Raw genomic sequence first — 12487 nt, 5'->3', positions numbered from 1 at the left:
AGGTGCACTAAATTGCAGAAAGACACCGCTTACTCTTTGACGCTGCAAATTTTCACCGCCGGGCACTGGCATGATGCTATGCGGCTTGAATTTCCTGAACCGCAACGGGGTTTTGTCGGGCCCTGCAGGTTTCATTACCGCCAGGATTATCTGGCCGATCACCTCGAAGAGATCCAGCAGCCTTTTTGCTACGCGGCCAGTGCCCGGTTCCCGCTGGATTGGGACGTTACGGTGCTCAAGTCAGCCCCCGCTTTTTTGCACGATATCGCGCCAGCCGGCGCGGCCAAGCGCTTTTTGATGCAGCGTCTTGGTCGTGAGAAACCCCAGGCCATCGATGACGACTTGTTCTTGCTGGGGCGCAGTACGCCGGCGCCGATTGGCAACATGCGGATCAAGGAGTCCATCCAAGCCCTGGGCGGTGAAACCCCGATGGGGTTTGCACGACATGAGGTCGTCAGTCGCGATAGCCGTTTCCTGGAATATGCCTATGAACAAGGTGCTGCCATCGGCGGTGCTACCGGAGCAGGGGGCGAGGCACCGAAATTGTTGATGACCCAAGGCGTAGATGGCTTGCTGTATCCAGACGCGATCCTGAATGACGCTGACGTCGCTCAGCACTGGTTCATCAAGTTCGCGCGCAACCAGGCTACGCAGACTGATCAAGATATCCTGCGAAGTGAGTACCACTATTACCGGGCGCTTGAGTCTCTTGGCATCGAAACGGTCGCCACCCAAGGGCTGGCGCTGGAAGAGGCGACAAAACCCAGCCTGTGGATGCATCGTTTTGATCGCAGGCTGGGTGAGGGCGGTGTTGAACGGCTGGCCGTCGAGTCGATCTATTCCTTGGCCGGTGTGACCACCCCTGGCAGCTACATGGATCATCTGGAGGTGGTGAGGCTGTTGGCCGATCAATGGCGAGCAGTGGGACAAGAGGACCACGTCGCAGATCTGGTCGCAGAGTACCTGCGCCGGGATTTGCTGAATAAAGTGCTGGGTAATTCGGATAACCACGGCCGCAATACATCGATCATCCGCGAGCCCAAGGCGCTGCGCCTGGCCCCCATTTATGATTTGGCACCCATGGTAATGGACGCTGAAGCCGTCACTCGAACCACCAAATGGCCCAAACCCTTGGAACTCGCCGGGGATATCAATTGGCGAGCGGTATGCGAGGCTCTGGCCGACCTCGTCGACCCCGAGCAAAGCTTTGAACGCCTGCGACAAACAGCCGAGCACCTGCGTGCATTACCGGATCTTCTGGTGGCCAGTGGCGTGCCCGCTGTGACCTTGAATCACCCAAGCATCCCATTAGGGAAACTGGACCTGCGTCTCAGGCAGTGGGGGTTGAGATGACGATTAGCATGGATGCTCGTGCTTTGTTGATCGACAGCGTCGAACAAGGCTTGGCCGGTGGCTCGCTTGAGCTGGGCTCCGCCGTACGCCGCCTGCGCATCGAAGTGACCGGCCTGCACCAAAGCCAGTTCGCCAGAATGTGCAAAATTTCGGTGCGTACCCTGGTGCATATCGAACATGGCGATGGCAACCCAACCCTGAAATCGCTGAATGCCGTGTTTCGGCCCTTCGGTTTGCAGATGGGCGTGGTCAAGGTGCGGCGCAACAGGCCCTGACCGTCAACCGCGCCGCACGTAGCCCTTGCCGAAATGCCGCTCCATCCGCGCCTGGATCAATTCGAGCCCCAGGGACATCACCCAATAAATGATCGCCGCCGTCGTGAGCATCTCGATATAGCGGTAGCTTGAGCGGCCATAGGACTGCGCCAGAAACATCACTTCCCACACGCCCATCACCGAGATCAGGGAGGAGTCCTTGAGCATCGAGATGAACTGGTTGGTGGCCGGCGGGATGATGGTGCGCATGGCCTGGGGCAGTGTCACGTGCCAGAAGATCGCCCTGTCGCGCATGCCCAGGGCCAGCGCGGCCTCGCGTTGGCCGTGGGGCACGCCGAGGATGCCGGCGCGGAAAATCTCGCTCAGGTAGGCGCCGTAATTCAGTGACAACGCGATGATCCCGGCGACGATGGCGCCTGGCACCAGCCCCAATTGCGGCAGGCCCAGGTAGATCAACTGGATCTGGATCAGCAGCGGCGTGCCGCGAAAGAACGAGGCGTAGAAACTGGCGATGCCGAACGCCACGGCACTTTTGGACAGGCGCCCCAACGCGGTGATAAAGCCCAGCACCGACGACGCGACAATGGCGCACAGGCACAAGAACAGCGTCAGCGCCGCGCCTTGCAGGAAGCCGTTGGGCGCAAGGTGCAGGCCGACCAGGTTGGGCAGCTTGTCGAGGATGATCGAGAACTTCAGGTCAAAGCTCAGGAAGAAACTCGCAAACAGCGCGAACAGCGCCGCCCAGGTCAGGTAAAGCCGTAGGCGAAAACTCATCGGCTGATATCGGCGCCGATCCATTTTTGCGACAGCGCGCTCAAGGTTCCGTCCTGCTTGAGCTGGGCGAAGACCTCACGCACTTTGCTGTCCCACTGCGGGTCGCCTTTCTCGATGGCCACCGAGTTGGGCTCCGAGTACAGCGGCGCACCGGCGAGCTTGAAACGCTTGTCCTGGGTCAGGCGCGGCTGCGCGGTGACCAGGTTGGTGAGGATCGCATCCAGGCGCACGCCAGCGCCCAGGCCCAGATCCTGAAACGCCACGTTGTCGGTGTCGTACGGGGCGATCTGCACCTCCTCGAACGGGTACTGCAACTGCGTGTCTTCGGCGCCTTCGATCACCAGGTTCTTGTTCAGGTAGCTTTCGTAGCTAGAGGCGCTGGTGAGGCCGACCTTCTTGCCGCTCAGGTCCCGGGCGTCGTGGATGCGGTCGTCCTTGGCATTGACCACAATCACGGCGGGCGAGGCGTAGTACTCCACCGGGAAGTCGAACACCTCGGCGCGTGCCTTGCTTGGGGTCATGGAACAGATGCAGATGTCGTAGCGCCCGCTCCAGCGGCCGGCGGCGATCACGTCCCAGGACGGAGTTTCCAGGCGCAACTTCACGCCCAGTTTTTGCGCCACGGCCTTGGCCACGTCCACGTCGAAACCGTCGAGCTGGTTCTGGTCATTGAGAAATGAAAACGGCGGATAGCTTTCCATCAGCACGCCGACCAGCTCTTTCTTCTGCTCGACACGATCCAGCGTGGCACCGCCAAAGGCTTGGGTTGAAGCAGCCAACATCGTCAGGCCCAGGGCCAACAGCGGTCTGAATTTCAAAATCGAACACCTGAATAAAAAAGAGGTTGTTATTAACCGAACGGTACGCATTAAATAGTTATAAGAACGACTCTCATAGTGAGTTATTTTCATAAGCATATGAGTAAAAAGCATATGGGCGCAGTAAGCACAGTAATTCTCGATGGTGGCATGGGCCGTGAACTGCAACGCCGTGGCGCGCCGTTCCGTCAGCCGGAATGGTCGGCACTGGCCTTGAGCGAAGCGCCGCAAGCGGTGGAGGCGGTGCACGCGGCCTACATCGACAGCGGCGCCAATGTGATCACCAGCAACAGTTACGCGGTGGTGCCGTTCCATATCGGCGAAGCGCGGTTCGCCCAAGAAGGGCAGGCGCTCGCCGCCCTGGCCGGTGAGTTGGCGCGACGGGCGGTGCAGGCCTCCGGTAAAGCCGTGCAGGTAGCCGGCTCACTGCCGCCGCTGTTTGGCTCTTATCGCCCAGATCTGTTCCAGGCCGAGCGCGTCAGTGAGTTGCTGACCCCCTTGGTGAACGGCCTGGCCCCGCATGTCGATCTGTGGCTGGCGGAAACCCAGAGCTCAATCGCTGAAGCACGGGCGATCCATGCCGGGTTGCCTAAGGATGGCAAGCCGTTCTGGCTGTCGTTTACCTTGAAAGACGAAGACACCGACGAGGTGCCGCGCCTGCGCTCCGGCGAACCGGTGGCGGACGCAGCCGAGGCGGCGGCGCAACTGGGCGTGCAGGTATTGCTGTTCAACTGCAGCCAGCCGGAAGTGATCGGCGCGGCGATTGACGCTGCCCGCCAGACCTTCGACCGTTTGGGTGTAGCGATTCAGATCGGCGCCTACGCCAACGCTTTCCCGCCGCAACCCAAGGAAGCCACGGCCAACGATGGCCTGGACCCGTTGCGCGACGACCTCGACCCACCCGGCTACTTGCAATGGGCGGCCGATTGGCAAGCGCGCGGCGCTAGCCATCTGGGTGGATGCTGCGGCATCGGACCGGAGCATATTGCGGTGCTGGCGCAGCGCCTGACCGACTGATTCACCGCTAGTCAAACCTGTGGGAGCTGGCTTGCCTGCGATGGCATCAACTGGTTTTGCCTGATACACCGAGGTGTCTGTATCGCAGGCAAGCCAGCTCCCACACATGTGAGCCTTAACCCCGACACTCTGCGAGTGTCTTCAACTGGCCCGAGTCACTCTGGTTCGCCTCCGACAACCACGCCTCAAACCCGGCACCGACCTTTGGCCATTCCGAATCCAGGATCGAATACCACGCGGTATCCCGGTTCCTGCCCTTGACCACCGTGTGCTGGCGGAATACGCCTTCAAAACTGAAGCCCAGGCGCTCGGCCGCGTACTTGGAGCGAGCGTTGGCGTTGTTGCACTTCCATTCCAGGCGGCGATTGCCCTGCTCGAAGGCGTACTTGGCCAACAGGTAGACCGCCTCGGTGCTTTTGGGCGAGCGTTGCATCGAAGCACCGAAGGTGACGTGTCCGATCTCGATGCGGCCTTGTTCGGGCACGATCGACATCAGGCTGAGGATGCCCTGGACCTGGCCGCTGGCGCGGTCGATCACGCTGAAAAAATACGGGTCGTCATGGGCCGCGTGATTATTCAGCCAGGCATCGAATGCGCTGCGTTCAGGGAAGGGGCCGTAGGGCAAATAGTCCCATAGCTTGGGATCGGCGCCGGGGCCTTGCAGGGCGTTGAACAGGTCATCGCCATGGCGCGCCGGGTCGAGTTTTTCCAGGCGGATAAAGCGCCCTTCAAGCAGTTGAACCGTGGGCGCCGGGACGCCTTTCCAATCAGCGAGGGAAGTGATCATGCTGTGCTCCTTAAAGACCTTTGCGAAATTGGATGAAGCCTGGGCGTTCGGCGATGCGCTCGTAGAGTTGGATCGCGGTGGCGTTGGTCTCGTGGGTCAACCAGTGCACTTTGCAGCAGCCATCGGCCTTGGCAGTGGCGTAGACGAATTCGATCAGCTTGCGACCTACGCCCGTGCCACGTTGGGTCGGGTCTACCAGCAAATCCTGCAGGTAGCAGGAGTTCTCGATGCTCCAGTTGGAGCGATGGTAGATGAAGTTGACCATGCCCACCGCCTTGCCGTCCTGCCAGGCCAGTGCCGAATGGGTCGGCTCGCTGGCGTCGATCAGGCGTTGCCAGGTGCTTTGGCTGACGGCGTCCGGCAGTTCGGTGTTGTAGAACGCCAAGTAGGCCTGCCACAGCGGCAGCCAGGCGGCTTGGTCGGCGGCTGTAACCTGGCGAATGTCGATCAAGCTCATTCTGAAACTCCTTGGGGAATAAAGCGGGCGAGGGTCTGGTCACGTACATCGGCACTGGCGGCCAGGCCGTCACGTACACCGGCCATGTCGGCGGCGCTGCGGTTCTGGCTGAGCTTGCGTTTGCCCACCAGGCGCTCGATCGGCAAGGCAAAGCCGACGATGGCCTTGAGCATGCCGTCAATGTAGTCCGCCGGTGCGTCGCTGACACGCCAGGGTTGGGCGCGGCCGCTTTCATGGCGGTCGGTGAGGGCGGTGACCACCTTGAGCAAGCGCTCGGCGTCGCTGAATACCGCAGGCGTGCCATAGGCGTGCACGGCGATGTAGTTCCAGGTCGGGACCACTTTGCCGTGCTCGGCCTTGGCGGGGTAAAACGCCGGGCTGATATAGGCTTCGGCACCGGCGAAGATCACCAGCGCTTCACCGCCATTTTGCAGCTCGCGCCATTGCGGGTTGGCTTTGGCCAAGTGACCGTACAGCGTGCCATTGGGCCCTTCATCGGGGTTGAGCAGCAAGGGCAAGTGGCTGGCTTGCAGGCCGTTTTCACCCACGGTTACCAACTGCGCCAGACGGGTGTGCTGGATCAGTTGCTGGATTTCGGGCAAGTCATCGAGAGCAAAGGCGCGGGGTGTGTACATGGAGATTTTCCTTGGCGAATGCCGGCATCCTAGGCAGGCTATTGGTTCGTTGTAAGAGCCATCTAGCGCTATTTTCATAGGTCCAATATGCCGCCTGTTTCGCCACCGTTGTCCTTCAACCCCGCCGGTATCGAGCTGGACCGCCGCCAGGGCCTCACGCGCCAGCTTTATGAGGCCCTGCGCCAGCGGGTATTGGATGGGCGATTAGTCAGCGGCACGCGGTTGCCCGCAACCCGAGATTTGGCGGCAGCCTTGTCGATTTCCCGCAACAGCGTGGTGCGCGCCTACGACCAGTTGTATGCCGAAGGGTTTATCGAGAGCCGGGTGGGTGATGGCACCTATGTTGCCCAATTGCCGATGGCCGAAAAACTATCCACAAAAGTATCCACAGGGTTGTCAACAGGCTTATCCCCAGGTTTATCCACAAAATGGGCGAATTTGCCCGAGGATTTGGATGCCGAAGTTATCCACAGCGCCGGTTTGGCACGGGTAAAAGACCACCATCTGCCTCAGCCGCCGTTGGGACCGCCCCGGGCATTTCGCGTGGGCGTCCCCGCCTTCGATCTGTTCCCGTTTGAGGTATGGGCCAAGCTGAATGGGGCGTTCTGGCGCAAACCCGACCTGGAGCAGCTGTGCTATGGCGACCCGGCCGGTGACGGTCGCCTGCGCGGTTTGATCGCCGCGTACCTGCGCAGCTCGCGCGGCATGCAATGCACGGCTGAACAAATTGTGATCACCAGCGGCGCACAGCAGGCCATTAGCCTTTGTGCACAGTTGCTGGTGGAGCCTGGGGATGGCGTGGCGGTGGAAAACCCTGGCTATCGCGCGGCCGGCCATGCATTCGCTTTGGCCGGCGGGCGACTGCATGGCGTGCCGGTCGACGGCGAGGGCATGGATTGCCAGGTGCTCAGTACCCTCAATGATTGCCGCGTGGCGTATGTCACGCCTTCACATCAGTACCCGCTGGGCGTGGTGATGAGCCTGGCTCGGCGCCTGGAATTGCTGGCCTGGGCCGAACGTTCAGGCGGTTGGATCGTGGAAGACGATTACGATGGCGAGTACCGCTACAGCGGCGCGCCGCTGTCACCGTTGGCCGCGCTGGATCGCAGTGGCCGCGTGCTGTATGTCGGCACCTTCGGCAAGGTGGCGTTCCCGGCGTTGCGCCTGGGTTACCTGGTATTGCCACCGGGCCTGGTGCAAGCCTTCACCCGGCGCCGCGCCGTGGACGTGCGTCACTCCGAAGTCAGCACCCAGGCGGTGATGGCCGAGTTCATGGCGGCGGGGCACTTCCAGCGCCACATTCGTCGGATGCGTCGCGCCGCGCTCAGCCGGCGCAATGCGTTGTTGGCCGGATGGCCCACCGGGTTGCCCGGGGTCGGCGCGTTGCCAAATGCCGCGGCGGGTTTGCACATCACGGTGCGGGTGGACAGCCTGGCCCGGGAGCAGGCGTTGCTCGCTCAGGCCCGTGCAGTGGATGTCGAGATCAATGGTTTGAGCAGCTATTGGCTGGCTGGCACACGCCCGCCACCGGACCAGCATGCTGGCCTGGTGATGGGGTTTGCCGCCGTGCCGGAGGCGGCCATTGCGCAGGCGCTGGCGCGTTTGCGTCAAGCGTGGAAGGCGTAGCCGATCAGTTGTTGAAGAACAGCGACTTGGCCAGTTGCTCACCGATACTGCGGCGGTGGATTTCTATGATGTCCCAGTCACTGGGCCCGGTACGTTGGTGGGCGCCGCCGAGCCGATGTTGTTCGCGGGTCTTGAGATGATCCTTGGTGAAATTCTCCAATGCAGCGTTCTTGGTTTCATAGTGAAAGTGCGCGTACCACAGCGCCGTGCCATTCTCGTTATCGCGAATCTCGTACTCGTCCAGAAAGTCCTTTCTGGGCCCCTTGAGGGCACGCCGAGTGATGACCTTGACGATGGTGATCAGCCCCTGGCTGTGCAGCCAGTTCACCCGTTCCGCGGTTGGGGGCTGGCGCTTGATCATGTCGATGTAGGTTTCTTTGCCCTGCCGATAGAAACGTTGTGCCGCGTCTTTGAGATGACGATTGGTCACAGCAGCGGAGGTATGTTCGCTTTCTGTGAGATTGCGCTGGGTCAGCGCTTCTTCGATGTTCTTTGACGCGTCTTCCAGCGTCTTCGCATAGTCATCGAACATATCTTGAATGTCTTGCGGAGCATGCCAGGGCTTTGTTGAGAAACCCTTGTATTTGCGAATTTCGGCGTGTTCGCCCTCCAATAGCGTTTGCCCAGCGTTGATGCTGGTGTCCAGGTCCACCGAAACAGGCACGGGTGGGTGCAGCGCAGTTTTGTGCCGTGTGACCCACACCCCTGGCGACTTTTCATGGAATGTGGCGATCACCTTGCCGGTCATGCCGGCCCTGACGTCTACCAGGGAACTGTCGGTTTCACGCGGTTCACCCATTACCAAGCCGTGATGGCGTGTTTTGATTACTTTGCGCCGCGGGCGGGGCTCGGTCTTCGAGCTGCCGGGCTTGGGCTCCAGGGCTTTCTTCGTTCGCAGCAATTGCGCCAGGTCGTGCACGGCCCGTTGGCTGAACTCGCCAATCTGTTGGCGGAAACTTTCCAGGCGGCTTTTGTGCAAGTGTTGTGGGTAATCGGCGTGAAGATCGAGCAGGCGCTGGTCGGCACTGGAAAATTGCTCTACCAGGCTGTTGAGTACATCGATGCGCTCATCCAGCGATGCGCCATTACCGCGTTCCACAATCTCATTGAAACTCTCGACGTTCAGTTCGGCGCTATCGACGATCTGGCCCATCCGCTCGCGCAGCGTGGCGGGGATCTGGCGTTGCTCTTCATCGATACACAAGTAGCGGCCCAGGATGATCTCCAGGGATTTGAGTTCAGTGAGGGTCAGCTGTGGCAACTCCCCGATGGTTTTACGAATGACGGCTGCACCCTCATCTCCCAATGCTCTGAGATCGTTGAAACGGTCGTTGATGAACTGCAGGCGCTTGATGATTGCCTGGTTCAGGGTGGACAGGTGTTGGGCGCTGCGAGCCTGGTTTTTATAGTCGATGTCCACCTCGGCGTCGAGGATTGGGGACGACGACTTCAGGGCCTCCCTATAACTCACCACTTGTTGCTCCAAAGCGATCTGAGTCAGTTGCAATTGCTGTTTCAGGTAACCGCTCATAGTGCTCTGGTAGGTGGGCACCGTGTCGATGATGCTCAAGGACTTCAGTTGGCTGATCGCTTCGTCATACGCCGCCAGCCGGCTGTCGACTTTACCGATGAACGTTGTACGTCGCAGGTCCGTGGACGGGCCAGGGGCAGCGTCCAGCGCAGGCTTTGCCTCAAGCACGTCCAGCTGTTGGCGGGCGGCGACCGCGTCGAAGGCGTTGAGTTGAGTCATAAGTGCCGCAATGCGCGCCGGCTGATCGATCTTGACCGCACGCCGCCGGTTTCGAAGACCGCCGCCGCGTAGCCGCAAACGGACATCGACAAACCATTGCCCCGCGAGGTTGCCGATCAGCGGTGGGCCGGTACGCGAAGGTTCCTTCGGGTCGATGATGACGACGCTGTCGTTGTCATCCACCGTGACCTCGAACCAACGCTCGCTGACCGGTGCGTACCACTTATCTGCAAGCGGATAGAGATTGAGATGGTGACCGGGGTTTTTATTTTGTTCACCGAGTTTTTCGGGCTTGGCGACCTTGAAGCTGTCGAGCGTCTTGGCCAGTCCGAGGCGGCTGTGACTGAGGGCTCCGCGAGTGTGCACGGGGCCTTGATGCTTGGCTGAAAGTTGGCTGTCGGAAATAGTGGCCTGTTGGACTGAAGTAAATGTCTTATCGGTAACGGACGGCCTGCCTACCGTTTCAATCGTCGTTTTCGTGGGTTCAGTGCCGACCCTGGGGGAAGCGGATCGCTTGGACGCTCGAGGGTGGCGCAGGGCGATGTGCAGCGTTAGGGCCATGCCGAGGTTGAGGAAGACATCCACCAACGCTGTCCAGGAGGCGGGCTGGTCACTCTTGTTCATGGCCTCCTCAGCGGCCTGCAGGTCGTCCATGATTTGCCAGACCCAAGCGGCGATGCCAAGGGTGCGGCCCAGGAAGGGCAGGGCGGCGTTGAAAATTTGCCAGCCGGCCTGTCGAAAGGTCGCCCAGCGTTTCTGTACGTTGGACACCGACTGGCGTGTCGCCAACTCGACCATGGCATTGGCGTTGGCCTTGAACAGCGTGGCAAAAATGTCATTGCCCATTTCTTCATCGCTCAACGTCACCGGGCCACTCATGTACAGCACGGTGAGCGGTTCGACCAGTGCGCGCACCACGGTCCAGGGCGAAGGAAGGGTGTCGGGGAAAACGTATTGGGCGTAGTTGAATCTTTGCGGTTCAGGTAGCCAGGCCAACACCGACTCGCGCAAGGAGCGCTCATGTTTGATGGCATAGAGCAGGTTTTGCCGCGACGCAAATTGCATCAGGGCTGGCTCCAGCAATGGCCGATAGAGTACGCAGGGACCGTTGCCGGAATGCTTCGGGCCAATCACGAACATATTGGTGACCACGTCTTGCTCAGGCCCGGGGCGCAGGCTGGGCACGAAGGCCAGGCGGCGGATGACAATGGGGTGCCCGTCGACACGGCGCGTATGTTCATCGGGATGCATGACGGCGGCGACGTAGCGATAACCCAGCTCATCGAAGCCGCCCTGGCTGCGGATTTTCATCTGCAGGGCCAGCAACGGCAGTTGAATCTGCAGGTGGCGGATGTAGAGCTGTTGGCGGTGACTCGATTGGGTGGGGTCATCGAGCAGTTGCTGTTTGACCAGCGCGGGGTAGCGCTGACCAATGTCGATGTCCTCGATCACGTCTTTCAGGTAGCTGTAGGTCAGCCATGCGGGGGCGTCACCGCCCCTGCCGTTGTAGTGCACTGTCACGTTGCCGGTGGGCAGGCCGGTGAGGTTTTCCAAGGCCAGGTCGATCAGGCTGCGTCGTGTGGTGTCCACGGCTCCGGGGACGATAAACGTGCCCCACAGCACTGGGCTCTCGATAACGATTTCGATGTTATCCAGGTCCAGGCGCGCCCCCGCTTGGGGGGAGCGGATAAGGTTTTGCAGCTGTGTCCGGGCGTAGTCACGAATGGCTGGAATGCCGTCCTGAAACGTTTCGCCGTGATAATGGCTGTGCAGTTGGGCCAGGTTGATCATATAGCGGCCGTAGGCGGCGATATCGGAGTCCGTTGCCGAAGCCAGCCAGTCTGGAAGTTGTCGGTGAATATCGCGGATATTCGACAGCTGGTGATCGCTCATTTCTTCGATACTGGGCACGATGCGGGCAACCGTGGTCGCGGGCACCTTTGCTTCGGCCAGGTTACCCAGGCCGGATTCGCCATAACTGCCTATGGCGTAGATTTGCAACGAGATCAGATTGCAGGCCAGCGTATCGAAGAAGTTGCCGTCGGGTTCATACAAGCGCCATTGCAAGGTGGCGTCGCTGGCGGGCGCACTCATTCGCGCAGGCAGCGCGGCACCCAATTGTGCCAGTGACTCGAACGTTTCATACCCGCTCACCAACGAGTGCGTCAGGATCATCGGGCGATTGGCGTGCTCGCCCACCAATACGGTGATATCCAGGAAGCTGGCATGGGTGGACCGGCCGGCTTCAAGAATGTCCACGTCGACCAGGTACGCGTGGGTCTTGTAAGGGTCTTTCAGCGAGCGTCTGGCCAGGTCGGGTTCCTGGAAAAATGCACGTGCCATCGCGCTTTCGTGCTCACTCAGGCCTTGCTCTTCGGTGATGTTCCACACCTTCCTCAGTGTGCTGGATAAGGATTGCCAGCGTGGACCGGTGGTGCCATTGGACGCGTTCCAGAAGTCCAGTTGCTGTTCCTGGAACGCAGTGAACAGCAGGTCGGATAGCTCGTTGATCAGGCGTGCGATGGCATCGATTTTCACTGCCAGATGCACAGGAATCAGAGCGTACGGCTGCAAGGTGAGGAAATGTTGGCCGTCGATATAGGTCACTCTCTCGCTGGACAGTGCCTGGCGGGCCAGCACTGAGGTGAGCGATTCGACAGTGGCCGGCGCACGCACGACGTCGTTGCCGACCACCACCCATTGAGGGCTGACGACCATGGCCAGGTCGGGTTCGATATCCAGCGTGGGATATAGCGCCTTGATGGCTGAGCGCAATGCCGTTGCGGCCACTTCGCGGATAGTGGGGCCACTGGTTAACTGGGTCAGCAGTTCATAGGTAGTAGGTGGACGGTGATTGTTGACAGTGTCATTGGGCATGCGCAGCTCCTTTGCATTCAATGGCCCGTACGGGCTTTAAGGAACGCGCAAGGTAGCGAGCGACGTTACCGCAGGGGTGGTAGATACGTCGCGCTGCGGCTGGCTGCGGTCATGAGTC

Annotated in this window: 10 protein-coding genes; 4 read left to right on the top strand and 6 right to left on the bottom strand. The window is 60.4% G+C overall.

The window, feature by feature from the left end; all coding sequences use genetic code 11:
- The first annotated feature begins 12 nt into the window (after positions 1–12).
- Entirely contained in the window at positions 13–1353 is a 1341-nt protein-coding gene (locus tag BT199_RS18960) for a type II toxin-antitoxin system HipA family toxin (RefSeq protein WP_072435273.1), read from the top strand.
- A complete protein-coding gene (locus tag BT199_RS18955) occupies positions 1350–1628 on the top strand; it encodes a helix-turn-helix domain-containing protein (protein ID WP_014720548.1) in 279 nt (92 codons plus the stop codon). The genes BT199_RS18960 and BT199_RS18955 overlap by 4 nt, the downstream gene beginning before the upstream one ends.
- A 3-nt stretch (positions 1629–1631) precedes the next feature.
- On the opposite strand, the gene BT199_RS18950 is transcribed toward BT199_RS18955, so the two are convergent.
- Both BT199_RS18950 and BT199_RS18945 read right to left on the bottom strand, forming a co-directional pair.
- On the bottom strand, positions 1632–2402 hold the full coding sequence (locus BT199_RS18950) for an amino acid ABC transporter permease (protein WP_072435272.1): 771 nt from the start codon (positions 2400–2402) through the stop codon (positions 1632–1634).
- Complete coding sequence (locus BT199_RS18945; RefSeq protein ID WP_014720546.1) at positions 2399–3220, bottom strand: ABC transporter substrate-binding protein; 822 nt, start codon at positions 3218–3220, stop codon at positions 2399–2401. The genes BT199_RS18950 and BT199_RS18945 overlap by 4 nt, the downstream gene beginning before the upstream one ends.
- A gap of 114 nt (positions 3221–3334) precedes the next feature.
- Between BT199_RS18945 and BT199_RS18940 the strand changes: the two genes are divergently transcribed.
- Positions 3335–4237 (top strand): homocysteine S-methyltransferase family protein, encoded by a 903-nt coding sequence (locus tag BT199_RS18940; RefSeq protein ID WP_014720545.1) that lies wholly within the window; start codon positions 3335–3337, stop codon positions 4235–4237.
- A 115-nt stretch (positions 4238–4352) separates the two neighbouring features.
- On the opposite strand, the gene BT199_RS18935 is transcribed toward BT199_RS18940, so the two are convergent.
- The 3 genes from BT199_RS18935 to BT199_RS18925 are packed head-to-tail and all read right to left on the bottom strand — an operon-like array spanning position 4353 to position 6116.
- On the bottom strand, positions 4353–5024 hold the full coding sequence (locus BT199_RS18935; RefSeq protein WP_072435271.1) for a GNAT family N-acetyltransferase: 672 nt from the start codon (positions 5022–5024) through the stop codon (positions 4353–4355).
- Between the two features lie 10 nt (positions 5025–5034).
- A complete protein-coding gene (locus BT199_RS18930; RefSeq protein ID WP_072435270.1) occupies positions 5035–5481 on the bottom strand; it encodes a GNAT family N-acetyltransferase in 447 nt (148 codons plus the stop codon).
- The gene (locus BT199_RS18925) at positions 5478–6116 is read right to left on the bottom strand and encodes an FMN-binding negative transcriptional regulator (protein ID WP_072435269.1); all 639 of its coding nucleotides are present in this window, start codon (positions 6114–6116) and stop codon (positions 5478–5480) included. The genes BT199_RS18930 and BT199_RS18925 overlap by 4 nt, the downstream gene beginning before the upstream one ends.
- 87 nt (positions 6117–6203) lie before the next feature.
- On the opposite strand from BT199_RS18925, the gene BT199_RS18920 reads away from it, so the two are divergent.
- Positions 6204–7742 carry a MocR-like pyridoxine biosynthesis transcription factor PdxR gene (locus tag BT199_RS18920; RefSeq protein ID WP_072435268.1) on the top strand — a complete coding sequence of 513 codons (1539 nt, stop codon included), beginning with the start codon at positions 6204–6206 and terminating at the stop codon, positions 7740–7742.
- 4 nt (positions 7743–7746) lie between these two features.
- Here the strand turns inward: BT199_RS18920 and BT199_RS18915 are convergent, their stop codons facing one another.
- Positions 7747–12369 carry a dermonecrotic toxin domain-containing protein gene (locus tag BT199_RS18915; protein WP_072435267.1) on the bottom strand — a complete coding sequence of 1541 codons (4623 nt, stop codon included), beginning with the start codon at positions 12367–12369 and terminating at the stop codon, positions 7747–7749.
- Positions 12370–12487 lie beyond the last annotated feature (118 nt).

Origin of the sequence: Pseudomonas sp. NFR02, from assembly GCF_900119375.1 — a bacterium.
In the GTDB taxonomy this organism is placed as follows: domain Bacteria; phylum Pseudomonadota; class Gammaproteobacteria; order Pseudomonadales; family Pseudomonadaceae; genus Aquipseudomonas; species Aquipseudomonas paracarnis.
This window is presented reverse-complemented; position numbering and strand designations above follow the sequence as displayed.

Bases quoted from the DNA above. Each gene is read 5' to 3' on its own strand.
- BT199_RS18955 (WP_014720548.1), top strand. From the start codon at position 1,350: ATGACGATTAGCATGGATGCTCGTGCTTTGTTGATCGACAGCGTCGAA.
- BT199_RS18950 (WP_072435272.1), bottom strand. From the start codon at position 2,402: ATGAGTTTTCGCCTACGGCTTTACCTGACCTGGGCGGCGCTGTTCGCG.
- BT199_RS18940 (WP_014720545.1), top strand. From the start codon at position 3,335: ATGGGCGCAGTAAGCACAGTAATTCTCGATGGTGGCATGGGCCGTGAA.
- BT199_RS18935 (WP_072435271.1), bottom strand. From the start codon at position 5,024: ATGATCACTTCCCTCGCTGATTGGAAAGGCGTCCCGGCGCCCACGGTT.
- BT199_RS18930 (WP_072435270.1), bottom strand. From the start codon at position 5,481: ATGAGCTTGATCGACATTCGCCAGGTTACAGCCGCCGACCAAGCCGCC.
- BT199_RS18925 (WP_072435269.1), bottom strand. From the start codon at position 6,116: ATGTACACACCCCGCGCCTTTGCTCTCGATGACTTGCCCGAAATCCAG.
- BT199_RS18920 (WP_072435268.1), top strand. From the start codon at position 6,204: ATGCCGCCTGTTTCGCCACCGTTGTCCTTCAACCCCGCCGGTATCGAG.
- BT199_RS18915 (WP_072435267.1), bottom strand. From the start codon at position 12,369: ATGCCCAATGACACTGTCAACAATCACCGTCCACCTACTACCTATGAA.